The organism is Neobacillus sp. S1115, assembly GCF_055385565.1.
The window spans coordinates 795,056-819,312 of the sequence record NZ_AP038275.1; the positions used below are offsets into that span (position 1 = coordinate 795,056).

At 36.7% G+C, this 24,257-nt stretch carries 22 protein-coding genes; 20 read left to right on the plus strand and 2 right to left on the minus strand.

Translation table 11 applies throughout. From position 1 onward, the window contains the following. Nucleotides 1–13 precede the first annotated feature (13 nt). From ACZ5B7_RS03795 to drmB, 7 genes are all read left to right on the plus strand, one after another. On the plus strand, nucleotides 14–1,042 hold the full coding sequence (locus ACZ5B7_RS03795; RefSeq protein WP_464492711.1) for a PD-(D/E)XK motif protein: 1,029 nt from the start codon (nucleotides 14–16) through the stop codon (nucleotides 1,040–1,042). Then, complete coding sequence (locus ACZ5B7_RS03800) at nucleotides 1,039–2,856, plus strand: AIPR family protein (RefSeq protein ID WP_464492712.1); 1,818 nt, start codon at nucleotides 1,039–1,041, stop codon at nucleotides 2,854–2,856. Before ACZ5B7_RS03795 ends, ACZ5B7_RS03800 begins: the two co-directional genes overlap by 4 nt. 307 nt (nucleotides 2,857–3,163) lie before the next feature. Further along, nucleotides 3,164–4,897 carry a DNA cytosine methyltransferase gene (locus ACZ5B7_RS03805; RefSeq protein WP_464492713.1) on the plus strand — a complete coding sequence of 578 codons (1,734 nt, stop codon included), beginning with the start codon at nucleotides 3,164–3,166 and terminating at the stop codon, nucleotides 4,895–4,897. A gap of 200 nt (nucleotides 4,898–5,097) precedes the next feature. Continuing rightward, on the plus strand, nucleotides 5,098–6,084 hold the full coding sequence (locus ACZ5B7_RS03810) for a hypothetical protein (protein ID WP_464492714.1): 987 nt from the start codon (nucleotides 5,098–5,100) through the stop codon (nucleotides 6,082–6,084). 6 nt (nucleotides 6,085–6,090) lie between these two features. Further along, complete coding sequence (locus tag ACZ5B7_RS03815) at nucleotides 6,091–7,611, plus strand: DISARM anti-phage system protein DrmE domain-containing protein (protein ID WP_464492715.1); 1,521 nt, start codon at nucleotides 6,091–6,093, stop codon at nucleotides 7,609–7,611. Nucleotides 7,612–7,633: 22 nt separating this feature from the next. After that, nucleotides 7,634–11,155 carry a helicase-related protein gene (locus ACZ5B7_RS03820; protein ID WP_464494431.1) on the plus strand — a complete coding sequence of 1,174 codons (3,522 nt, stop codon included), beginning with the start codon at nucleotides 7,634–7,636 and terminating at the stop codon, nucleotides 11,153–11,155. Beyond that, nucleotides 11,152–13,047, plus strand: a complete 1,896-nt coding sequence (gene drmB / locus ACZ5B7_RS03825) for a DrmB family protein (RefSeq protein WP_464492716.1) — start codon at nucleotides 11,152–11,154, stop codon at nucleotides 13,045–13,047. Before ACZ5B7_RS03820 ends, drmB begins: the two co-directional genes overlap by 4 nt. A gap of 63 nt (nucleotides 13,048–13,110) precedes the next feature. Here drmB and ACZ5B7_RS03830 read toward each other — a convergent pair whose 3' ends face one another. Next, entirely contained in the window at nucleotides 13,111–13,524 is a 414-nt protein-coding gene (locus ACZ5B7_RS03830) for a very short patch repair endonuclease (protein WP_464492717.1), read from the minus strand. A gap of 511 nt (nucleotides 13,525–14,035) precedes the next feature. Next, complete coding sequence (locus ACZ5B7_RS03835; protein WP_464492718.1) at nucleotides 14,036–14,287, minus strand: hypothetical protein; 252 nt, start codon at nucleotides 14,285–14,287, stop codon at nucleotides 14,036–14,038. Nucleotides 14,288–14,819: 532 nt separating this feature from the next. Here ACZ5B7_RS03835 and ACZ5B7_RS03840 point away from each other — a divergent pair. From ACZ5B7_RS03840 to ACZ5B7_RS03900, 13 genes are all read left to right on the plus strand, one after another. Further along, nucleotides 14,820–15,038 carry a DUF1659 domain-containing protein gene (locus tag ACZ5B7_RS03840; protein ID WP_213146163.1) on the plus strand — a complete coding sequence of 73 codons (219 nt, stop codon included), beginning with the start codon at nucleotides 14,820–14,822 and terminating at the stop codon, nucleotides 15,036–15,038. A gap of 175 nt (nucleotides 15,039–15,213) precedes the next feature. Continuing rightward, the gene (locus ACZ5B7_RS03845; protein WP_378585596.1) at nucleotides 15,214–15,432 is read left to right on the plus strand and encodes a DUF2922 domain-containing protein; all 219 of its coding nucleotides are present in this window, start codon (nucleotides 15,214–15,216) and stop codon (nucleotides 15,430–15,432) included. A gap of 123 nt (nucleotides 15,433–15,555) precedes the next feature. Further along, nucleotides 15,556–15,693, plus strand: coding sequence for a YvrJ family protein (locus tag ACZ5B7_RS03850; protein ID WP_213117301.1), 138 nt, complete (start codon nucleotides 15,556–15,558; stop codon nucleotides 15,691–15,693). A gap of 354 nt (nucleotides 15,694–16,047) precedes the next feature. Then, nucleotides 16,048–16,530 carry a sigma-70 family RNA polymerase sigma factor gene (locus tag ACZ5B7_RS03855; protein WP_464492719.1) on the plus strand — a complete coding sequence of 161 codons (483 nt, stop codon included), beginning with the start codon at nucleotides 16,048–16,050 and terminating at the stop codon, nucleotides 16,528–16,530. Between the two features lie 92 nt (nucleotides 16,531–16,622). Beyond that, nucleotides 16,623–16,850: a helix-turn-helix domain-containing protein gene (locus ACZ5B7_RS03860; protein WP_464492720.1), complete on the plus strand. Its 228-nt coding sequence runs from the start codon at nucleotides 16,623–16,625 to the stop codon at nucleotides 16,848–16,850. A gap of 498 nt (nucleotides 16,851–17,348) precedes the next feature. Next, nucleotides 17,349–17,897 carry a competence protein ComK gene (locus tag ACZ5B7_RS03865; RefSeq protein WP_464492721.1) on the plus strand — a complete coding sequence of 183 codons (549 nt, stop codon included), beginning with the start codon at nucleotides 17,349–17,351 and terminating at the stop codon, nucleotides 17,895–17,897. Between the two features lie 62 nt (nucleotides 17,898–17,959). After that, complete coding sequence (locus tag ACZ5B7_RS03870; protein ID WP_464492722.1) at nucleotides 17,960–18,202, plus strand: hypothetical protein; 243 nt, start codon at nucleotides 17,960–17,962, stop codon at nucleotides 18,200–18,202. 415 nt (nucleotides 18,203–18,617) lie between these two features. Then, a complete protein-coding gene (locus tag ACZ5B7_RS03875; protein ID WP_464492723.1) occupies nucleotides 18,618–19,535 on the plus strand; it encodes a hypothetical protein in 918 nt (305 codons plus the stop codon). Nucleotides 19,536–19,980: 445 nt separating this feature from the next. After that, nucleotides 19,981–20,526 carry a hypothetical protein gene (locus ACZ5B7_RS03880; protein WP_464492724.1) on the plus strand — a complete coding sequence of 182 codons (546 nt, stop codon included), beginning with the start codon at nucleotides 19,981–19,983 and terminating at the stop codon, nucleotides 20,524–20,526. Between the two features lie 27 nt (nucleotides 20,527–20,553). Further along, complete coding sequence (locus ACZ5B7_RS03885) at nucleotides 20,554–21,444, plus strand: trypsin-like serine peptidase (protein WP_464492725.1); 891 nt, start codon at nucleotides 20,554–20,556, stop codon at nucleotides 21,442–21,444. After that, the gene (locus tag ACZ5B7_RS03890) at nucleotides 21,437–21,871 is read left to right on the plus strand and encodes a hypothetical protein (RefSeq protein WP_464492726.1); all 435 of its coding nucleotides are present in this window, start codon (nucleotides 21,437–21,439) and stop codon (nucleotides 21,869–21,871) included. The genes ACZ5B7_RS03885 and ACZ5B7_RS03890 overlap by 8 nt, the downstream gene beginning before the upstream one ends. A gap of 71 nt (nucleotides 21,872–21,942) precedes the next feature. Next, a complete protein-coding gene (locus ACZ5B7_RS03895) occupies nucleotides 21,943–22,716 on the plus strand; it encodes an IclR family transcriptional regulator (RefSeq protein ID WP_464492727.1) in 774 nt (257 codons plus the stop codon). Nucleotides 22,717–22,889: 173 nt separating this feature from the next. Continuing rightward, nucleotides 22,890–24,227, plus strand: coding sequence for an APC family permease (locus tag ACZ5B7_RS03900; RefSeq protein ID WP_464492728.1), 1,338 nt, complete (start codon nucleotides 22,890–22,892; stop codon nucleotides 24,225–24,227). The last annotated feature ends 30 nt before the right edge of the window (nucleotides 24,228–24,257 follow it).

A 24,257-nucleotide genomic window follows, 5' to 3' on the forward strand; every position in this document is an offset into this window, starting at 1 on the left:
AAGGAGAATGGCTGTGGTAGACGTTAAAACGGAATTTGAACAAATGATTGGGGAACTTAAAGACCAATCAAATGATGAATTTTATAAATTGAATGTACTAACTGATGAAGCTCCATTTATTTTTGCAGGGATTGACGCTGGCAATCTAAATAGAATGCTGTATATTGACTTAGGACAATCCCCCTGGGAGGATGAACAGCTAAATGCCCTCCCAAAATGGCGCGGTTTATCGATAAAAATGGAGTATTTTGAGAAGATTTTTTCTTTGAAAAATCGGCATGTACTAATCATACGGCAAGAAGATGAACAAAACACAGAGATCTTTGATTCGGTCCTTCAAAACTTAGTGGATCATTTAATGAACAATAAAGAGGATTCTCTTTTTTCCAATATATTTACTGTCTTGGATAGATGGAGAACATTTTTTCAAAGAGGCGGTTTTAGAAAGCTTTCGGATGAGCAGCAAAGAGGCTTATTCGGGGAGCTATGGTTTATTAATGAATGGCTGGATAAGTTCCCCGGCCAGCCACCTCTGATCATTGAGCAGTGGTATGGGCCGACTAAAGGAAGAATTGATTTTAAAAGCAATAGATTCGGATTGGAAATAAAAACTGTTACAGAGAAACTATCTAAATCAATTAAAATCTCGAATGAGGACCAATTAAAACTAAGTGAAGCTATTTCTACAATCTATCTGTATGTTTGTTTCTTAGAGCAAAGCAAGACTCATGGAATGTCTCTTCAGGACTTAGCAGTTCAGGTCAAAGGAAAAATTGCGAAGCGTTCAGAACGAATTGCCCTAATCTATAACGACTTCTTAATGGATCTGGGATTTAGGGAAGAGGAATATGCCGAACCCCTTTACTTTGTAGAAAATATTGAGGTTTATGAGGCGAGGGAAGGGTTTCCAAGGCTGCTTAAAAAGGACCTCCCAAGAGGAATCTCTCATGTAACATATAATATAGACTTAACTCATTGTACGGAATTTGGAAGGGATAAGGAGACAGTATTTCAATACTTTAGAGTGGATGGGGAAAAATGATTGAATTAAGACAACGAAAAGAATTTCTTATAGATTTTATGGAGGAATTAGAAGAAAAGGCAATAAAGGCAGGAAGTTACCAAATTCCTTTTCTTGATAAGATGCTGACCTTTATGGACCGCCCGGATGAACCTGAAATTTTGTTTCCTCCGTATTTAGATACAGCGAAAAATATTGCAATTAATGCTTATGCATATGATGAGGAGAACAATACGTTAGATTTATATGTTGTTGATTATAATTTTGAGCAAAACGAGGATGATTTGCTCACAATCAGCATGACGGCAATATCGGAAATTGCAAACAAGGCAAAAAGGTTTATGACGAATGCGCAATCCTTGATGGACACCATTGATCAATCACTGCAGTCTTATGATCTTGCTAAGTTAATATCGGATCATATTGAATCTATTAATGAAATAAATATTTTTGTGGTCACAAATTTATATTATACCTCAAATAAACCTGTTGAAATTTCCATTCCAGGGATAGAGACTGTAAATGTCCAAGTCTGGGATATTGACCGGGTTCAGCAGCTGATAACGTCGGAGCAGGGCATAGAAACAGATTATATTGATTTTGAGCGGGATTATGGGGAACAATTAACAATGGTACTGGTGCCGGACCCCGTAAGCGGTGTAAAAAACTTTGATTGTTATGTTGGCTACATTTCAGCTGAGCTTTTGGCAAAAGCCTATGACGAGTGGGGCCAGAAACTGGTGGAACGAAATGTAAGATCCTTCCTTCAAGCAAGGGGTGGAACAAATAAAGGAATTCGCGATACTTTAAAGGACCCATTCCAGCGGAAAATGTTCGTTGCTTATAATAACGGTATTTCAACTGTAGCCCGTGCCGCCGAAATTGAGAAGATTGATACGGCGGAAAATTTATATAAAATCAAAGGACTAAGCGGCTGGCAGATTGTAAATGGCGGGCAAACAACGGCCTCTATTCACCAGGCATACAAAGATGGCATCAATCTGAAGGATGTCTTTGTCCAAGCAAAGTTAACGATTCTGCTGGTTAATGAGTTTACTACGCAGGACCAGCATCTGTTAGAAGATGAAATGGTCTCACGCATTTCCCAGTACGCCAATACGCAAAATAAAATTAACAAATCTGACCTCCTTGCCAATACAAGGTTTATGTCAGACTTGGAGAAGTTTTCCCGAAATATTTGGATTCCTGTATTTGATGGACGTAAGCCTGAGAGCAAATGGTATTTTGAGCGGGCAAGAGGCCAGTACATGGTAGATATTAACCGCAGGAAACGTGGAAAGGAACAAACAGAATTTAAAAAGCAGTATCCTAAAGATAAAGTTTTGACCAAGGTAGATATAGCCAAGTACTTTATGTCATGGGAAGGCTATCCTCATACTTCAAGTAAGGGCGGGGAAGAAGCATTTAATAAGTTTATGGATTTAAACAAGAGTTTCTGGAAGACAGAAGGAAACTCTCAATCTAAAATGACATTATCTGTTTACCAAAAGTTAATCGGCAAAGCCATTATTAATAAACGTGTTCAAGAAATTGTGGAAGAGATGAAGCTGCGAGGTTATAAGGCAAATGTCATTTATTATACTGTGGCAATGCTTAACCATTTATACAGTGACAAGATAGACCTGGTAGAGGTTTGGAATGCACAGTCTCTATCCGATAAATGGGACGAAGTGATACGGATAATTGCTGATAAGACACTAGCTTTCCTCAAAGATTCTGCCGGAGACCGGAACGTAACTCAGTGGGCAAAACAAGAAGCTTGCTGGGTACAGTTTAAGGAGAGTTGTTCGAAGGAATTGAGTAATCTTATTTAAAAAATTATTTACACCCTTTGCCTTGTTTCCTTGAGACAAAGGGTGTTTTGCTTATCGCAAATTACCTTTAGTTAACTTCGGAGATTAAGATTTCAGATAGATAATTAATCGATGATTGTTACCATTTTCTTGTTAAAAATCTCGTATTACCTCTATTAATTTTTGATGATATAATTGATAAGTTAATAGCTTAATATTTGATGAGAACGTATGTTTGTATTAAAATATGAATTGAAGAATCCTTTCTGATTCCTGAAAGGTATTTATAAAAATATCAAGAAGACTTCTTCTTGTAGGAGTGAGGCAAATGGAAAATAAAAAACTACAAGTAATGGATCTTTTTGCAGGTGCCGGTGGTCTCAGCAATGGATTTGAGCAGACAGGGAAATTTGAAGTAAAAGTTGCTGTTGAAATTAATGAAAATGCTAGGAAAACGTATTTGGAAAACCATCCTCATTTTAATAAAAAATTCTTCTATAAAGACATCACAAAATTAAGATATAAAGATGAAAATGGTAACTTAAAAGAAGAATTTCAAAATATAAAAGTTATCATTGGCGGACCGCCATGCCAGGGATTTTCAAATGCAAATAGACAGAAGAATACTCTTATTTCTTCAAATAATCAACTCGTGAAAGAGTATTTAAAGGCTATTGAGGAGATTCAACCGGTAGCTTTTGTCATGGAAAATGTCAAGACTCTGGAATCAGAGAAACATAAATTTTTTATTCGTAAAGATGACGAAGTTGAGATTGCAGGATTAAATCTAGAAGAAAAAGATGAGCATTTTAAAATAGGGACACTAACAGTAAATCCAGATAGTCTAAAATCGTTTTTAATTAATGCTTATAAAAATAAAATTGAATTAGCCCCTTATAAAATAAATAAAGATTTATTTTCAAAATTAAATTTATTGTTAAGGCATGCAAAAAAACAATCAGATAATAGCTTTAATGAGTTTGTTAATAAGGAAAACAATCACAAATATTTTTTAAGGGTTGTAAAAGATAAATGGAATGAAATTCACGAAGAATACTGGGATATTAAGTATAGAGAAGCTTGGAATAATTTAGGGAATAACTTTAATGGAATCCTAGAAAATGACACTTCTTCCATTATGGAATTTTCGAATTTACTTGAACAAATTATTGAAGCCCAAAGATTAATAAATAAAATTTCTGAAATCATTCACCATAATATAAAACTTTATGGAGATGAACTTATCAGTGACAACGCTGAAATTCATATTAAATCATACAATGTATTTGAGTATATAAAGGCAAGGCTTTCGGTTTTAAATTATGTATTTAATGCCGGTAATCATATCTTTAATGCAGCGCAATTTGGTGTTCCGCAGGAGAGGAAGAGACTCATTTTATTTGGAGTTAGAGAGGATGCTTTAAACGGAAGGCCGCTTAAATTGCCAGAACCTATTTTTCATGATAAGGAAAGCTTTTATAAAATAAAAGATGCCATCTATGACCTTGAAAATTTACCACCTAAAACAAATGTTAAAGATGACGAGATATATAGAGAAGAAGCGAGAGTAATTAATGGAAATCCTCTAAATGAATATCTAAATAATCAACCTAATAAACCTCTTTACAATCATGTAAGAACAGACTCAAGGGAAGTCGCTTTAAAACGTTTCGAATCATTAAAAGAAGGTCAAAATTTCCATGACTTAGATGATACATTGAAGTCGACTTATACCGATCATAGTAGGACGCAGAATACGATATATAAGAGACTCGACTATAATCAACCTTCCGATACTGTTGTTAATGTAAGGAAGTCAATGTGGATACATCCTAAAATTAATAGAGCAATTAGTATTAGAGAAGCAGCAAGATTACAATCATTCCCGGATTCCTATAGATTTTTTGGATCAAAAGATTCTCAGTATCAGCAAGTTGGGAATGCAGTACCTCCGTTAATGGCTAGGTTTGTGGGTGAAAGTTTATTAGATTCACTCGGAATTGAAGTTGAAGAAAAAATTAGTGACATTATCAATCCTAAGAAAAAAATGTTAGTTAAATAAAATGAGTCTGTAAAGAGCCAAAAATTTTTTTTGGCTCTTTTTTATTTGAAACCAAAGATAGAAAACCCTCTTAGTCTTACTTCTTACTTAGAAAAATAAGTATGTCAAAAAATAACACGTTTAACAGGAAGTTTACTGGGATAACTAAAACCTTTTGCCAAATAATGTGATAAAATTACTTTAGTATAAAATTGAAAGAGGTGGGTAATTTGTCTCTTGAAGATTTAAAGGTTTTACATAATAAAAGGGTAATTAAACTACCTGAATGGATTCGTTTTGCTTTTAATTTAGGAGCGTATTTTTATGAACATGGAATTAAGTATAAAAAACCTGTAAATATTATTGTTTCCCTTCCTAGTGATCAATATTATTCGTTATTTATAGCGATGGGAATTGCGGATAAAACCTTTTCGATGCGTAAACAGATGAGGTCGATTAGGAAAACTATATTAAGTTTAGGACAAGGAAGCCGAATCATTTATCAGGATGAACAGTCTTCTAGGAAAGCGTCTGTAATCTGTGTAGAACCAAGTCCAGTATTTGAAAATGAAATGATTCTTAAAATTAAGGATGGAAAGATTGAAAGAGGTATTCCAGAAAAACAATGGATGGAGAGGATTATCTTATTGGATGAAGAATTCGATGAGATTAAACGAACAAGAAAAGTAAGTAAAAATCAAAAAATAGGATTGGATAGCCCATTACTTAAAAAGCTTTATACCACTAACCAGTTAAATACTACTGCATTTTATCCGGGGGATGAGTTTTATCTAATAGGAAATGTGTCACAATTCGAAGAGTCAATAGAGGAAAAGATTTTTACTTATAATGGTATAACTGGTTCTGTAAGCGATTTCCTTTACGTGGATAACCGGAATAGTTATACCAACGGAAAGTTTTTCTCGTCACAAATAAAGAAAATCGAAGCAGAAATAAATAATGAAGCACCAGCAATTTTTACAAATGTAATCAGCTATTTAAAGCAAGTAAAATACTTTTCAAGTAATCCAAAAATTATTGTATCAAGCAGGGCTGAAAACGATTTTCGATTTCATGAAATAAAAGAAGAAATAAAAAGAGAGATGCTTCAGGGTGATTATAAACTAGTTACTAGTGAAATTGTGGGATTCTTCGAATCTATTAGTGCACCGATACCTAATGGCGTTGAGTTTCTTGCTTGGAGGTAATGGATTATGAATTTTAGCAAAATATTAGATTTATATGATTTAGACGCATGCTCAGTTTTATTTAAGCACGTAGAAAGCAAAGAATTACTTGTTCTTGCTAATGGTATAGAGAGGTTCAGGATTGAAACTCAAACTAAATATGACAACGACGAACATTTACTTGAAGTGCTTGGCGTATTGAAAAAAGTATTCTTCAAGTTTACAAGTAGTTTTCTCCCTTTTAATAAAGTTATTGATCGTGATTTGGAAAATGAAATGCTCAAAAGGTTTTTTCAGCTGAAACGAAGTTATCCAGATTTATTTGAACATATCATTACTCCTATTGCAAAGTCGTATAGAAAAGTAGTAGAGGAAACTAATAATTATTTACATGAATATTTGAGTGTTTATATTAATAGTAATGCAGAAGTTGGAATGAGGGTTGCGCTAGTTACTAAAAGGTCACTTTCCGGTGAGGAGATAATGTTAATCAATACCGAAGTAAAATCATCTATTAAGACTTACTTTTTTACTGAAAATAGCTTTAGAAAAAGTTTGGATACATTTGATTATGTTATCTATATTGGTAATCCCAAATACTTCGGTGAATACGTTACTAACACTTTTAAGGGCAAGACGGTAACATTTATTTCCTATGATATTTTTTCTAATTCAATGACTCCAAATAAGGTTTTTGATGAGATTAATCCAAATGGAGCCTATAGTACAATTTTTAAAAATATTACGTTTGGAGAACCTTCAATTAAGAAAGGTAATATCAATTTAGAACGTTCAGACTCTACTAACGCAACAGTAAATAAATTTATCGAAGAACAACAAAATGAAGATAGTAACTCTTCTGATTTAGTTGAAGCGAATATTGTCTATTTAGAAAATGAAAGATTCTTATTTGCCCCAAGGGATTCAAAGATACGTGTTTTTAATCCAGATGAAAAAACAAACTTTATTAAGCAAATTAATTTTAAAGATGTCGAAGTTGATGATTATATAGTTATTCGGAATGATAGGGATACAAAACTTATTGCTGAAGTAGCTGACCAAGATGTATTAAAATCAAGGGCGAAATATTTTCGTACACTACAAAGCGAATGGAAGGATAAACTGCGTTTTAATGTTAAAAAGAAAGGCATTAAACGTGTAAGTGATATTTTGACGAATAGGTATCAAATTAATACGGCATCATCACAATCTTTGAGGTCCTGGTGTAATGAAGAATCTATTTGTCCAACTGAGCTGCCCAAACTTCTAAAGGCTCTTAAGTATGAGAAGAATAGGCTCGAAGAGATTTATGAAACAATGAAAAAAATTCAACAAGCCCACCGTAAGGCAGGAAGAATTATTTCTGAAAAACTAATGAATGAAATTTCTAAAGACATAATGAGGGAATTACAGGAAAAAGGTCTCTATACCTTCAAGTCCAAAGAATTTAATGGAGCTTCATTTAATATTGAAAGAATTGTTTCAATCGATCATTCTAGATATCTTATTGCTCCTTATAATCTAATGAAACCAATTAATATAGATTAAGGATGGAAAGGAATTGCAAGATATGGGAATTTCTTTAGAAAATTCATTAATTAATCGGCAGAAGGTACTGAACAATGTAAAGGAAGAAATTATAGGTCCTGGACAAATTAGAAGTCACTATCAAAAATTTAATCCTATTGGAACAACAATATTTGAGTCCAGAGAAGAATTATACAAGCCCTACTACTGGGAAATTGGTGGTGTAAAAGAAGAGATTCTTCAAAGGGAAACTCCAACAGAACGTTATGTGAGCGGGCATTTATTCCCATTAGGTATTAGCAGGGATGATGAATTAACCCTTGAAACTCCTGTAAATGAAGATTCCAATGAGAATCAGGATGACGAAGGGAAAATCGATAATCTATTTCAACAGAATGATGGTGTTGAAACGACTGAGGATGATGGTGAAGTAGAGTTATTTCCTCAACGTAATGATTTTATGCCGTCAACAATGGGATTGACCTTTTGTGTAAATAAGGATATTCCACAATTAAAGGTCATCATAGAGGGAGGAAGCTACACTCCGCATTCAGTAAGAGTTAAAGGAGAGAGTAATACTGTTAAGTGGTGGCTAAGGGAAACCGTTGAAGGGAAATGGGATTTGCCTTTGACTGAACTTATTACCCAGAAACAAATTGAAAAGGTTGTGGATATAACTAATAAAAAAGGGGAAAAACTCAGCCAGTTCCAAGTTCAATTTCAGGCACGTCTTCGGGAGGTCAAAGGCCAATATATCATTACTATAAGTGTCACCAACCGCTCTGAAACAGCAAAGTTTGACCGCCAGCAATTAATTTTATTTCAAGCGAAAATGTCTATTATCACTCCTGAAAAACACGCATTTTCTGTTTATCCTAAACAATATCAAATGAAAAAGTATTTGAGTGATGAAGAGGCATCGACAGAACTACTTTATCGGAATGAAGGCGTATATGCTTTTGGTCATGGATGTGCTGCAGATTGGGAACAAAACAGTCAAACCATACAGAAGATATCTACAACATTTATGCCAGAATATGAAACGCTCAGCATGACACCAAATGTTTTTGTAAAAGAGGGTAATAAGAAAATTGAACTAGAGATTAAAATGAGTGATTTAGCTGGCCTTTCCTCACATGGTCACCCAGAAAATATCCTTCAACCCTTAATTGAAGGATATAGCGAATGGATTGAAAGGAAACAAAAGGAAATCAACCTTATTCCGGTATTACTAAAGCCTGCTGCAAATCGGCACATGGATTTATGCAGGGAAAGTTTAACCAGAATGAAAAAGGGACTTGAACTGCTAAAGGATGATCAAATACTAGAAGCATTTCGTCTAGCAAACTTGGCGATTCTTTTACAGCAAGAGAATGGAAAAACGAAACGCCAGGGACGTGTGGAAGGAAATAAAATACTATTTACAACACCCATCAAAGAAAGTGTAATCGACGAAATAAAACTTAGTTCTGCCCAAAATACCTGGAGGGCATTCCAGATTGCCTTTATCTTGATGTCAGTTGAGTCGTTAGTGGATGAAAGCAGTTTTTCAAGGGAAGTCGTCGATTTAATTTGGTTTCCTACTGGAGGCGGTAAAACAGAAGCCTATTTAGGAGTGGCGGCTTTTCAAATGATTCTTAGAAGATTAAAGAATCCTTTGGACTCTGGGGTCGATGTTATGATGAGATACACACTGCGGCTTTTAACGGCGGACCAGTTTCAGCGATCTTCTAGGCTGATTTGCGCCTTGGAATATTTACGAGAAAAACACGAGGAAAAGCTAGGGATATCCCCTTTTTCCATTGGAATTTGGGTGGGTTCAAATACAACTCCAAATACGAATAAAGCGGCAAAAACTGCTTTACTCAAATTACAGAAAAACGAAAGAAATGCTCAGCATTTCATTGTTAATAATTGTCCATGGTGCGGGGCAGAATTAGGCCATTATGAAGAAAAGGGAAGTAAAAAGAAGTATTACTTTGGATATAAGATCGACAATGATAGGTTGGTTATTCATTGCCCTGATAAGAATTGCTGTTTTCATGATGAATTACCTATTCATATAGTTGATGAAACTATTTATGAAAAACGGCCAACCTTTTTGATTGGAACTGTTGATAAATTTGTTCAGTTAGTCTGGCAGCCAAAGGCAAGGTCGCTCTTTGGGATTGATAAGGATGGAAATCGCCTTGTTAGCCCTCCGTCTCTAATTATTCAGGACGAGCTTCATTTAATTTCTGGACCTCTAGGGACACTAACGGGTCTTTTTGAAGTGTTAATAGAGGAACTATGTTTAAAAAATAATGGTGGAAAAGTAATAAAACCAAAAATTATTGCGGCAACTGCTACTATTAAACAATTTGAAGAACAGGCACTTGCCCTTTTTGGAAGGAAAAATGCTCGGTTATTCCCAAGCCCTGGATTAGAGAATGAAGATTCCTTTTTTGCCACGCCTGCAATAGATAAGAATTCAGGGAGGCCTATGCCAGGCAGGAAATATGTTGGGGTTTATACAACAACGGTCCGATTAATGATGTCTCAGGTTATGACCTTTTCGTCGATTCTGCAGTCGGCTTCTGAAATTAAAGAAGATGAACGGGATCCCTATTGGACTTTACTTACCTTCTATAATACTTTGCGGGAACTAGGGGGCGGCTTAACCTTAACACAGACAGACATACCTCAGTATTCTAAGTCGATGTCAATGAGAAAAGGAAATCTTAAGGAGAGCCGATATATTAATAATGTTTTGGAATTAACATCCAGAAAGCAAAGCCATGAAATTTCTAAAACTATTGACGATTTAAAAACTGTGTATACTCCAGGTAATAATAAAGAAAGAGATACGACAATTGATTTATGTTTAGCTTCAAACATTATTGAGGTAGGTGTCGATATCGACCGTTTATCAGTAATGGCAATTGTTGGGCAGCCGAAAATGACTGCCCAGTATATTCAAGTAAGCGGACGAGTAGGACGTCGATGGTGGGAGAGACCAGGTCTCATTTTTACATTATACTCAAATACAAAATCAAGGGATAAGTCCCATTTTGAGCATTTTAGAGAGTATCATCAGAAATTATATGCTCAGGTAGAACCGACAAGTGTTACCCCTTTTTCGGATTCCTGTTTAGATAGGGGGCTTCATGCTGTAATCGTTGGATATTTACGCCAGGCCCTAAACGATGATATAGCTAGGACACCGGACTGGAAAGAGATTGAAAAGTTTATGAAGAACAAGATTCTCCCTTTTTATAATCGGTTAATAGAGAGAGCAAAACTCGTTGATTCCGAACAAGTGGATGAACTGAAAAAGAGATTCTTAACTGCCTTAAAAAGGCTGGAAAAAGGCGGATATACTGCATGGAAGGTTGATTCAAATGTTACAGGATATATGTATCCAGCAGGAACTGTTGTTCCCAAATTATTAAAAAACCAAGCAGAATCTATGATTAATTCCATGAGAAATGTGGATTCTGAATGCAGGGGGTTAATTGCTTCTGTTTATATTTCTGAGTCGAATTCTGATGATAGTGAAAGCAGTTGGGAGGCTCTGTTCTCATGAAAGACTTACCTTTAAGAAGAGGGCAGTTAGTTACAACCTTTGGACCAGGGGCCTTAGTTATTAGCCCAGAAGGGGAATCGGCCATGATAGGCGCCCTGGATAAATGGTATTACGACAAGAATGAACGCCGTATTGATTCTTTAGATGAATTTGATATTCACGAACCAAGGCTAAAATCATTATTGAAGGTTAAGCAATTATTATTACCGCCTGATTTTAGACCAAGCTATAAATATAAAGGCGCAGGAAATGCAATAACTCAAACTAATACTGATATCTATATACCTTTGTTAAGATTTCCTACTTGGCATTACTGCCCTTCTTGTAAAACTCTGCATCAAACATCAATGTCATCTAGGACCAGCTGGCTGGACTGCAAAGAGTGTAAAAAACAAAGAAAGATGATACAGGTACCCTTTGTTATGGTTTGTAATCAAGGGCATATATCCGATTTCCCTTGGAGAGAATGGGTGCATGGCGATGAAAATACAACCTGTAATGGATTAATGAAGTTGGTTTCTACTGGAGGAGCGACTCTAGATTCCCTTAAGGTTAAATGCAGCTGTAACAAAGAAAGGTCACTTAGAGGAATAATGTCACGTAAATCAAACTCTGAAATGGAAGAGGATAGAGTCAGTGAACTTAGCAGGAGATTAAATGAAAAGACAAATGAATTATATCAATGCCCGGGTTATACACCATGGTATGGCTCCGAAAAAGATCAAGAAGGCTGCACTTCTTTTCCTGTAGCAGTATTAAAAAACTCTATTAATGTGTATTATCCCAATACTATAAGTGCTATTCACTTGCCTGGGGAAAACAAAGAAGTAGAAGATATTATAGATATGTTTGAAAAAAATGGAATTAGTTCTTCTTTGCTTAGTGACTTTGACAAAATTGAAGATAAGATAAAGATTGCCAAAAGATTATGTCCTCCTGAATTTAAAGAATTTAATCAATCGGATATAGAATTAGCAATTCTTTATATTGAAGGGGCATTAGAGGATGAAGCAGAAGTTGAACAATTTAAATCGAATCGAGCTGAAACTGAACTAAGGAAAAAAGAATTCGAAACTTTGATAAAAGAGATAGAATCTAAAAACTTAAAGGTTAAAAAAGAATGGAATTGCGAACAGGTTGTTATTGAGGATTACTCCACCTATTTTAGTCTTATTAATCGGGTTACGAAGTTAAAGGAAACGATAGCCTTGACCGGTTTTAGCCGCCTTAGCATGAATGAAGATGAAAAGAGTCAGAATCAAATTATCAAGGGAAAGAAACTTCTGTTTAAAGACCCAAATCTCCCTGAAAATAGTTGGCTTCCGGCCTATAAGGTTTATGGTGAAGGAATATTCTTTACTCTAAACTTTGATAATTTATTGTCTTGGGAACAGCGAGAGGATGTTTCGAATTATTTCAATAGATTGTTGTCTCGTGTGAAGAAAAGGGGTACAACTGTTGATGAATCCTTTATAAAACCAAGAAACGTACTGCTTCATACCTTGGCACATATTATTATAGATGAACTAGCTTTAACATGTGGTTATAATACTGCTTCGCTTCGTGAGCGGCTCTATTATCATGGTGAACAATGTGGTGTATTAATTTATACATCTTCTGGAGATGTTGATGGTACATTTGGCGGCCTTGTTCGAATGGGTAAGAAAGAGAACTTTTTTCCAGTAGTAGAAAAAGCAATCGATAAGGCAAGATGGTGCAGTTCGGATCCGGTTTGCTCAGAAATTGGAAAATCCTATGGCCAGGGCGTAAATAATTTGAATGGAGCTGCCTGTCATAGCTGTTCTTACTTGCCTGAAACATCTTGTGAAATTGGGAATTTGTTTTTAGATAGGACATTACTGATTGATCCTAAAATAGGATTTTTTCAATAACTCGATGCTAAAAAATAGTATTAAGGGGCCAAAATCATTTTGGCTCTATTTTTTTCAAAAAAGTTAGTTGCTGCTGTTTCTATCAATGAATTCCGCTATTTTCTTTACTGTTGTATCGAAATCTTTTTTGAATTCATGTTCCCAAACCCGTAGGATGCACCACCCCTTTTCCTCATAATATTTATTCACCTCTATATCCCTTTTTTTATTTCTTTCAAGTTTCTTTTCCCAATAATCTTTGTTAGACTTTGGCATATTGCCGTGTAAAGGGCAACAATGCCAGAAGCAAGAGTCAATAAAAATGACAATTTTATATTTCTTTATAGCAATATCCGGTTTTCCAAAAATATTAACATTTTTACGGAAGCGGAAACCCATTTTCCATAGTGATTTAGTTACCCGATTTTCGAGAGCAGACTTTGATTTGATTGCCTTCATATTTTTTGACCTTTGGTCTTTTGTCAAGTTATCAGCCATTATAAAACCTCTACTAAAAATTTAATATGCTTTAGAGTTTCCCTAATGAAGAAATTTAATTGTCAATCCATTAAGGGTATAGATACACGTTAAAAACGTTTTGTTCTTTATGGACATTAGGCTTTCATTCTGGCAGCAGTTTATTCCACCATTATGAAAGCATGTATTTCTTTTTAGCAGTATTGACTTTTTATCTTAACCGAAGCCCACGATGCCATAAAGATTTGCAAACAATTTCCTCAAGCTTGGTTGTTGATCGAATCGAACCTATGATTCTGCTTCGGACTTCTGGTGCAAACTTGTCAGGCATCGTATAACCTCCAATTTATTTTTATTATAAAAGCTAATTGTATTACTTATTTTATTCAAAAATTGACTCCAATAAAATTCTAATTAACATAAACTAAAAGGTAATAATACTTGGTAAGGGACTGATAGAATGAAAAAGGTTGGAGATGTTGAAGGTAAACTTTAACCCTTCTTTTTTTAAGTGAGGTTGAAGGTATTACATTTATCTTGTTTTCTTTACTATCTCCATAATGCTATCAATGACAAACTTCGGTTGATCATGGTGAATGTAATGAACGGAATCTTCCACTATTATTCTTTTACTGTCTGTTGATAACTGAAGTAACGCATCCTGCGATTTCTGCCAGTCTTTATGTTCTGCTTCTTCCGCTCTGGAGGAGAAAATCATCACAGGAAGATTTCCCAATCCGGCTTTTCGAACCATCTTAAGCTGTTTTACATCAACAGAAGCCATAAAGGTAAGTTCACTTCTTTGGACCTTATTATAAAAATCCCGAAATTAAAACTCTCTTGATCTTTTGTCAGACATGACTGCTTCAGGAACAGGCAGCATACCTAGGTTCCCCATACCCTCATAATACCCATCATCCTTAACGACTCATGAAAAAAATAAAGCTGAATCTGTTACTTTTGAACTTTTTCCTTTAAGAGATGTGTCTATTTTACGATTCCTGCTACTTCACAAAAATCCGCTTACCTATTTTTATGGAATTGTCTTTCTAAAACAAAGAAATCTATTACATGAGGATTTAAATGAATTGGAATGTAAGGACAACGAGTCAGCATATAACTTCCAGAGATATTCAGACAGTACGATCCCAGTGTTTGATTGGTTATCCACCAATATCTTGGGTTATTTCTATCATCCTTGAATTCCCAATTAAATCATAGTTCGTTGGTCCTGCCTGCTGACTTAAAAAATATTTTCCACCCTGTCCTTTTCCCTCCAAAAACCATAAATAAAGGGTGAAAGGAGGTGAGAGACAATGGCACAAGCATTATTAGAAGGTTCAAAGCTTCGGCTGGCATTCCAGGTGGATCTGGACGAACAGGGAAATCCTGTTCTAAAAACCAAAACATTCAGCAACATCAAAATGGAATCGACTGTTGACCAGTTATTTCAAGTGGCAACCGCCATCTCAGCTTTATGCAATGACCCGCTTAACAAGGTAGAACGAAGCGACAGTACTGAACTTACTGCGTAACGGAAGCTAAGGGGTGATTCTCGTGATTCAAATGGTGCACGGGGACGGTTCTGGTAATCTAAAAAAACTATTCATGCTATGAATCAACGAAGCTTCAAACCTATCAAGCAGGAGGATTGGAATAAATTGAAGCAAAAGGACCGTCTCCATTTCTCAAAGAAGGGAGGTGAATAGAATGGCAAAAACATTGGAATTAATGTTTGGTACGGAGTTTGGAAAGACCGCTCGTATTGCAGTGGACAATCCGAAGGAACCAGTTGATGAGGCTGCTGTCAAACAAGCGATGGAACAGATCATTGCTGCAGATGTATTTACATCGGCCAGCGGCAGATATGTTGCTTCAAAAGGTGCAAGAGTCATCGACCGCAACGTAGTTGAGTATGAAATTGTTTAATAGGTTATTAGGTATCGAATTTGCGGTGAATTTGGTCAAATCGATATGTTCTAAGGGAGAGGCCGGATTCTTTTACGAAACCGGCCTCTTTTAAAATATGATTCGGAAAGGAGAGAATGTGCCGTGGAACAAATCATCTCATTTATCAATGAGGTCGGCTTCCCTATCGTTGTGACCCTATATCTTCTATATCGAATAGAATCCAAGCTTGATTTAGTCGTCCAGTCGATACAGAGCCTACCTGAGCGAATGAAGGGGTGATCATCATACCGCCCTTTGGTAATCCCAACATGACTAAAGCCAACTACCTTTTCAATGGGGCAGTGGGCTTTAATCTAAAAAATGAAAATCCCCCTATCCGCCCCAAAACTTCTCTAGCCCAATGGATAAAAATGAAGCACGAGAACCGTCCCCATGCATCAATTCTTATTGTATTTGTTCGAAATTCAAAAAAACGCATCAATATTTGTATTTTGAAGCAAAAATGTGTGGGTTTGGGGTACTTTTTGGTGTTGAAAGTGAATTAGAGGAGTTCGATGAAATGAGGGATTCCCGTTATGGTAGAGGTACCCGGGAATACATTGGCAAAGCGCGCTTTCCTGAAAGGAATGTCCGTTGGAAAGCTTTGATAAGATTACAGAACAATATAAACCAATGATTCATAAAATCATCAACTCTCTTCATCTATACAAAGACAAGGAAGAGTTTTATCAGCATGGCCTGATTGCCCTATGGGAGGCAAGCCAGCGATTTAATCCCGAAAAGGGGGATTTCACTAACTATGCTTATACGTTTATCAGAGGCCGCCTGCTCGTGGAACTGAGAAAAATGGCGCTAGCCAAGGAACGATGTGTTTCTCTTGAGGAGGAATTCTGGAGGATAGCTGGTGATTTCCAAACAGACAGAACCTTGGAAAGAGAAATCCTGTTATCCTATTGCGAAACGCTTACCACAAATCAGCAGAAATGGCTTTTGTACACCTTCTGGGATGACCTTTCCGTTAAAGAAATCGCCGAACTAGAAAAAGTCACGGTATCGGCTGTAAAGCAATGGCGGACAGGAGCACGAAAAAAAATAAAAGTGACAATCATGAATTGATTTGATGGAACGTTACGCTTAAGCGTACCACCTAAAAAGTGCCGTTATGTTAATTTTTCTTTATAGTACTTTGAATTGGTGGGCGGCAATCTATGGCTAAAAAAGTATATGTAAAAATCCATAAATTGCTTGATACGTATAAAATTTCAATGAGAGAATTATCCCTTCTATCTGATGTACGCCATGCAGCTATAAGCGAATTGGCTAATCAAAAAAGGAAGCGAATTGAATTTAGCCATATTGAAAAGATTGCAGAAGCACTTGATGTAAAAGATATTCGTCAGATTATTAACTTAGTAGACACCGATGAAGAAGAATGATACTGCCTTCCTCATTTATAAAACTACCTAATATGAAGAACTTGTTAATATTTCGCCATAAAACGCTAAAATTCGACACAAAATGTTACGATTTGTTCTGTTAAAACAGACCAATTATGTAATATTTTGTGTTATTTTTTTATGTGTAATTATTTTTTAAAAATAATAAATATTCTCCAAGATACCCTACTAACTATGAAAATTCTTACCCAACCAACCTCTTTGTCAGTCAGATGCTTTCTAGTTTTTCTTAGCGTTTTTCAAACCTATAATGTCAAGTCACTCTTCTTTTTAAAATTATATATTTTTGCAACCGCTTCATTCAATTGTATGCAGGAAAGGAGTTGAGGAAAATGTGAAAAGGGCAGAAAAACAACCAAGAGCAAGTGTCCCGGAAAGACGATACTCTTGGTACCATTAGTTTTTAAAAAACTAACTTATTGATAAGTATATCTTTTTTAAAAAAAAATTCAATCAACTAACGATTGAGGGGCGAGTATGTTGATCATTGAAAAATTTTATATTATCAACCAGCACTTTATGAATATGGCGGGACACAATGACCGAAATGGCAAGCCTTGTTCACTCGTACGTGAACTGTCCCGAACCATCATAGTCGACAAGTCTCCAATGGAAATTCTTGCAGACAGCATTCGCTGTATCGGTTTTGATTTAAAAGGAGCGATTGCCACTGCCAAATGGATCCTTGGTGACATCTCAATGTGTCCCATCATGGTCAATCCGATTCACAATATATGTGTGTTTGCCACCAAATCGTCCAAACATGAGGACGCCATGTGGTTTAATCCCGAGTATATTGTCAGAACCAACGGCTTTTATCTAAAAACTAAAGTCACGTTACGGAACGGTCTCATCATCACTGTTCCTTGCCGGCTAGCATCCTTTAATACGAAGCTGCAAAATGCCGACCAATTAAAGAAGATTACCGGGGAACTCGGCAGCAACCCACTCTCTTTCGTCCTCCATCCAAGGAGGGAGCAATTGCTAAAGAGCCGGAAGAGATCCCGCAAGAAGATCAAAAAATAGGTGTCTTATGTTCAAATAACATAATCGCGGTGCTTATGGCATATCTGAAAGGAGTTTCACACATGAATCCATCTGAACCATTCATTGAAACACACGAACTTTTCCGTTTATATTTAAACAGGAATTTGTACGTGGATATAGAAATATTTAAAGTTCTAGAAGGATACAAATGTTTTACATCCAATAACATTCGGGGATATGATGATTTAGAGGGCTACGGCGTACATAAGGTTAGATACGAATCCTTCCGTTTGGGAATGGGGGATTTGGCCAAATTGATGCGGGACAGAAAATCTAAAAAATAGGTAAGTCCGCGAATTTAATAACTCCTGGCGGAGGAAGACCAAGCAAGATAAACGGCTTGGTCTTTTTATCTTTCTTAGATACAGAGACAGTTTGGTTTTGAACATAAAAACCCATCCTCCAAACTGAACCGTATATTTATTTTGGGAAAGGGAATTCTATTTTCTTCGAAGAAGATAAAACGAAGTCATTCAGGCTGTCCTCGATTTCTTCTTGGGTAATCCCGATATAGCTCAGCGTGCTCTCAGGCTTGGAATCAAGATGGTTTGTAGCTTAGCGATATCCTTAGTTTGCTTATAAAACTACTTAGAATTCCGCCAATTATTTACGAATAAATATTTAAGTTTGTTAGGGTAATGATATTAGAGAATAAAATCATGGAACCTACACAATAAATTTTAATTTGGAGGATCTAGTATGTTAGAAGTTGAATTGGATATTTTTTCAGGAAGACCCAATCCAACATGGGTTTTAACTGAGGAAGAGGAGAAGGAACTACTAGATATATTACTTTCTGATCCAACACAAGTTTCACCGGTTTATACGTCTGAAGAGCAGTTTGGCCTAGGCTACCGTGGATTAATTCTCAGAGAAATTAAACCGGAAGAGGGTATTTGGAGCAGAACAAATCGAACATTGGAGAAGCCATTTCCTAGTGAGTTTAGGGTTGGAAGTAAATCATCGAAGCATGCAGCTGATTGGCTTCTGAAAACGTCAGAAAATCACCGTAGTAGAGTACCGGAAGATCTCTTTATAGAGACTTCAAGGGGAGCTATTTTAGTACCAACTCCCCGTGAAATTGATGACCCAGCTGATGATGAAATCTTGCGGGCCATTAGATGGGAGACTTGCCATTCTAATTATTTTAGTGGTCGTGATTCAAATCTATTCAATTATACATATAACGTTAAACATAGTAATTGCTATGCCTATGCCGCCAATCATGTTGCAGCTGGTCGCTATGCTTATCCTGGGCTACAAGGAGGTCGTCCGGCAAGGGATATTAATTGTAGTGAGGTACAAGGTGGTCTATTTGCAGATGGTTGGAATCACCATAGTTGTTGGCCAGGTGCATCGAACGTATTAATTATTGGATTAGCGATTAAGCCAAGCACACCTACGGATTTTCACTTCTATCGATGTATCCAGAACGGACCTGAATGGGAGTGGGGACACAAACCAGGAGGCACCTGGGCTACGGAAATAGATAATAGTGGGCAACGTATAAGTAATCCCGAAACATGTAACAGAGGGGAATATACTATATTCTGTGGTTATTTTTATGCGAAAGGTCCAACGGTAACCGTTAAATGTAACACTCGATGCTATCCATAATTTTTAGTAAACAAAAAATTTGGGTGGTAAACATCTTTTAAATTAAAAAGAGGTTTATCAGTTAGATTTCCTTTTTTTGAGACATTTTCTAAGACAATTACCCTATTTATGATGGTAATACCCAAGTTTTCTGCAATGAGGAGCACAAGATTATTCACACTTTTAACAGACAAAAACCATAACTAAAATCCAAAAAAAGGTTGGAACGTTATAGTTCCTTCATTTTGTTATTTTTCACATAGGGGAATGGGAAGAATTTGTACTTAAACAAACGGGAGGTTTGTTTGAGGATGCAGCAACATAAAATAAGCACGCTTTTTATAAATATAACAATCGTTGGCTGATGTGTCCTCCTAAAAATTAACATAAGTTGCTCCTTATATCAAAATTAATTTTATACATATTAATATTGTTAGCAAAAGCCTTTAAAGGAGATGAAAAAGTAGTGTCTAAAATGGTTGATGTTACAGAAGATGAAAAAGTAGTGTCTAAAATGGTTGATGTTACAGAAGATGAAAAAGCAGTGCCTAAAATGGTTGATGTTACAGGAGATGAAAGAGTAGCGCCTAAAATGGTTGAGGTTACAATACATCGTATTTATTGTGAAGACATAGGTAATGACGACGGTTCAAACATAGAAGTTCGTGGTACTATTTGGGTAGGAACAGGATCAACTGACCATGAAATGAACTTAAATAGGGAGATAATGTGGAGAAAAGAAGATGATCAGGGAGTTAACATCGGTGAACATGGTGCATTTATAATTGAAAGATCTGTTAGATTACCACTTTATCCCAACCAGTGGTTGTTCTTTGAAGCCCATTTAATGGAAGATGATGATACCACCCCAGATGATGATTTAGGATGGTATTATAAGTCACGTCCTGAGAGTAACATCCAGTATAATCATGTGTATAGTGGTAGTTTAGGATGGTTTGAGTTTGAAGGGCAAAAGGTTAGAGTTGAATATTCATACAGGCCGGTCCAGTAGTTATGATGTTAAAGGGGACGGAAAATAATGAGCTACCATGATCCAGTAAGTAATAAGGGACCTATTATTATTGATTCAGAATTGCTAGAAAATAATAAAAATGAGGCAGGATTTTTTGCAGGGGATCTGAGTGCTGATTTTAAAGCAAATGATACTAAAATACAATTGGATATTTCAAAGTTACTTTCTATTGCACAATCCCAATTTAGTGAAAAAGAAACAGACATTTGTGGCACATCTGATACCAGAAAACGAGTATTTGATACAAAAATATTTCCTCATAGCGCAATTTGTTGGTTAATTATAACAGATGCTAATGGAGGAATAGGCGTCGGAAGTGGTTGGCTAAGCGGCAAAGGGACCGTCATTACTGCAGGACACATTGTGTTTAATCGTGATTTAAGAAAATGGAACAAAGAAATCACCGTTATCCCAGGAAAAAATGGAAGTATTGCTGATGGAGATCCACCCTTCGGAACGTTTACTGTTACTCAGGATAAATTTCGTTCAGTAAAAGGGTGGACTGAACAACTTAATAGCGAGTATGATTACGGTGCTTTAATATTATCAGAAAAGGTGGGGGAGAGAACTGGATATTTTGGCTATAAAGTTGGCGATTCTGCTATCTTGGACAAGCCTATAAAAATTGCCGGTTATCCATCAGACAAAGTAGGTGCTGAATTAGCTACCCAGTGGTATAGCTTGGGCTATATTCAAAACCCCCCTTTATACGATCGATATATAGCTTATAAGCTTTACACAGTTAAAGGAGACAGTGGAGGTCCAGTTTGGATCGATGATAGTAATTATCAAGCTATAGGTATACATGTACATGGTGATTGTCCACATAGAGCAGTAAAAATAACTCAAGACGTTTTTAACAACTTACAAAAGTGGAGAAACGAAGGTAATGCCTAAGAGTACACTTAATCTGCTAATTTTAGTTACGGATGATAAACAGTTTAAAAAAGTTGATAATTGGATGCGCTATTTACATCATCGTGGAATTAAATTATTGTTGGTTTTAAAGGTTGAAAGATTAATGAATCGATCTTGTTATAAGCGAAAGGGCCATTCGGCCCTTTTTATTACTCCTTGTTCGTATGCCTGGTGCAAACGATATAACGCCATCTTTTTTGCCACTTCTGGCGTACTGCCGATACAGTGCTATACGAATGTGGTACCATCTGACGCCATTGCTTCGTATGAATCCCCGATTTTTGGCACCTTAATTTTGATGCTGTCACGCCCCGAATTGCCAGGTTTCATAGGGCCAGACTCTTCACTTTTTTTAGATAAGATAACCACGATTTTAGGTGACCTCAACAGGTGGACAAACATATAAAAGTTTACAATAGATTGAATTTTTAGTAGGCTTTTAAAGTAGATAGGAAAGTCAATTGGGAGGATTAGCTCATGAATGGTAAGTCAAGCAAAAGCGGCAGCGTAGAGAAAGCGCTTGAAATATTAGAGTGCTTTGACCGAAAGAATCCATTTTTAACTCTTGACGCAATTTCGGAACGTACGGGATTTTCTCGCTCTACGGCATTTCGAATGATCTGTTCGCTTGAGAAATTTGGCTATATCAAAAGAAAACAAACAAGTGGTGAAGTACAATTTTCCCTTGGTTGGAGCTTTATTGAAAAAAGCCATCTTGTCGTAGAACAAATGGATCTTCGTGAGGCAGCGCGCGATATCATGAAGGACCTTCGTGACGAGACGGGGCTTTCCGTTCAGCTTGCAATTAGAGATGGTCTGGATGCAGTCTATATAGATAAAATAGAGTCATTGAAACCGATTCGGGTTTACCCGGAGATTGGAAGAAGGGCTCCCTTGTATGCGGCAGCTTGTCCTAGAGTGCTATTGGCCTTCCTCCCTGAAAATGAACAAACTAAACTGCTAAGCAAATTTGCCTATCGGCCGATTACCGAAAAAACTATGAATAGTATAGAACAGATTCAACAACAACTTCAAACGATTAAAGAAAAGGGATATGAGATTAGCAAGGGCGAGTTGCATGAAGGCACTATAGCCATCGCAGTGCCAATCTTCGACCATTATTATTCTGCTGTAGCATCTCTTAGTGTAATTGGTTTGGAAAATGACTTTAGCGAGGGAAGTATACAGCAGATTATTGAAGCATTAAATAGGTGCTCGGCTAATATCTCGTTTAAATTAAAGGGAATGTAGACCCATTGGATATCTGTTTTCCAATCTTTATGAATTGGAAAACAGATATCCTTTTTATTTTGAATTTTAATTTACATAATATTTCTAATGTTCTATAATGTTAATATTCGGAATAGTCATTTCAATTAATGAAATGGTGGGTTTTAATTCATTTTTATAAAGGGGGATTTTGCTTGGAGAAACAGAAACTAAACAGAACGCTATCTTTTTGGGATCTCTATTCTTTAGGTGTTGCTGCTCTGATAGGAACGGGGATTTTCGTTTTGACCGGAGTCGCAGCAGAACCTGCAGGCCCTGGTTTATTTCTGAGTTTTATCATTGCGGGTGCCATTGCTACATTTACGGCGTTATCGTACGCTGAGCTGTCCTCGATGTTTCCGAGTGCGGGAGCTAGCTACGAATATTGCCGACAGGCCTTCTCCACATTAGGTAAGGGAGTAGGCGATCTTGTAAGTTCGGTCATTGGTTGGACTCTTTTGACTCAATATGTTGCAGTAGGGGCTGCCGTTTGGCTTGGTTTCGGGTTGTATGCTCGTTTCTTTGTCCCCAATCTTTCTGTAACCGTATGGGCATGTATTCTCGGGGTTCTTACGATTGCGCTTTTATATCGAGGAATTGCCATTTCCAAAGGGGTTATCAATCTCCTTGTTGTTTTTAAGGTGTTTGCTCTGATTTTGTTCATTGTTCTTGGGTTTATGCATCCTCAGTTGCCTGCACCGATTCATCAACAGCCATTTTTGCCGCATGGAATCGCTGGATTAATAGCAGCTGCTGCGATCATTGCCTTTGGACAAATTCATATTGATGCCATCACAACCGTTGCAGAAGAAGCAAAAAGGCCATATCGCGACGTACCGCGTGCTACAGTTTGGGCCATTTTTACTGTGGTAATCCTCTATGCTTTAGTCGGTTGGGTATCCGTTACACTTGTCCCAACGGATGTTCTTCCAACATTAAAGGCACCATTGGCTTCTGCTTTAGAGGTAGTGACCTCTGGCTGGGCTTCAAGTTTTGTTGCAGCAGCTGGGGTGGCGGCTACGATCACATCTGGACTAGGCTGTATGATTGGTGGACCAAGGGTTGGATTGGCCATGGCAAGACAGGGACAAATTTGGTCATTTTTTGGAAAAATACATCCAAAGTTTAAAGCGCCAAGTACAGCTACACTCGTAACTGGTATCTTCGCTCTATTGCTAACGCTTACCGGAAATTTAGGACTGGTTGCTTCAGCAGGTGTCTTTACGGCATTGGTTGTATTTATAGGAGTCAACGTATCCGTCATTATCCTTCGATTCAAAAGAAGAGATGTGAAACGGCCTTTCCAGGTCCCCTTTGGTATCCTTCTCCCTGTCCTAGGGATTGTGGGAACCTTGATTGAGATGTACTATCTCAAACCAGAGGCGATTCTCTGGGGGAGTATTTGGCTGTTAACCGGGGTTGGAGTTTACTTCATTTTCCGTGGCAAGAAAGAGGAAATGAGTGAAGATGAGGCAAAGGCCCAAGAAGCTTAAATTAATAGACTAACTATGGAAAGAAGAGGA

Excerpts from the sequence above, each read along its gene's own strand:
- ACZ5B7_RS03800 (WP_464492712.1), top strand. The coding sequence starts at position 1,039 with ATGATTGAATTAAGACAACGAAAAGAATTTCTTATAGATTTTATGGAG.
- ACZ5B7_RS03805 (WP_464492713.1), top strand. The coding sequence starts at position 3,164 with ATGGAAAATAAAAAACTACAAGTAATGGATCTTTTTGCAGGTGCCGGT.
- ACZ5B7_RS03815 (WP_464492715.1), top strand. The coding sequence starts at position 6,091 with ATGAATTTTAGCAAAATATTAGATTTATATGATTTAGACGCATGCTCA.
- ACZ5B7_RS03820 (WP_464494431.1), top strand. The coding sequence starts at position 7,634 with ATGGGAATTTCTTTAGAAAATTCATTAATTAATCGGCAGAAGGTACTG.
- drmB (WP_464492716.1), top strand. The coding sequence starts at position 11,152 with ATGAAAGACTTACCTTTAAGAAGAGGGCAGTTAGTTACAACCTTTGGA.
- ACZ5B7_RS03830 (WP_464492717.1), bottom strand. The coding sequence starts at position 13,524 with ATGGCTGATAACTTGACAAAAGACCAAAGGTCAAAAAATATGAAGGCA.
- ACZ5B7_RS03835 (WP_464492718.1), bottom strand. The coding sequence starts at position 14,287 with ATGGCTTCTGTTGATGTAAAACAGCTTAAGATGGTTCGAAAAGCCGGA.
- ACZ5B7_RS03840 (WP_213146163.1), top strand. The coding sequence starts at position 14,820 with ATGGCACAAGCATTATTAGAAGGTTCAAAGCTTCGGCTGGCATTCCAG.
- ACZ5B7_RS03845 (WP_378585596.1), top strand. The coding sequence starts at position 15,214 with ATGGCAAAAACATTGGAATTAATGTTTGGTACGGAGTTTGGAAAGACC.
- ACZ5B7_RS03860 (WP_464492720.1), top strand. The coding sequence starts at position 16,623 with ATGGCTAAAAAAGTATATGTAAAAATCCATAAATTGCTTGATACGTAT.
- ACZ5B7_RS03865 (WP_464492721.1), top strand. The coding sequence starts at position 17,349 with ATGTTGATCATTGAAAAATTTTATATTATCAACCAGCACTTTATGAAT.
- ACZ5B7_RS03870 (WP_464492722.1), top strand. The coding sequence starts at position 17,960 with ATGAATCCATCTGAACCATTCATTGAAACACACGAACTTTTCCGTTTA.
- ACZ5B7_RS03875 (WP_464492723.1), top strand. The coding sequence starts at position 18,618 with ATGTTAGAAGTTGAATTGGATATTTTTTCAGGAAGACCCAATCCAACA.
- ACZ5B7_RS03885 (WP_464492725.1), top strand. The coding sequence starts at position 20,554 with ATGAGCTACCATGATCCAGTAAGTAATAAGGGACCTATTATTATTGAT.
- ACZ5B7_RS03890 (WP_464492726.1), top strand. The coding sequence starts at position 21,437 with ATGCCTAAGAGTACACTTAATCTGCTAATTTTAGTTACGGATGATAAA.
- ACZ5B7_RS03895 (WP_464492727.1), top strand. The coding sequence starts at position 21,943 with ATGAATGGTAAGTCAAGCAAAAGCGGCAGCGTAGAGAAAGCGCTTGAA.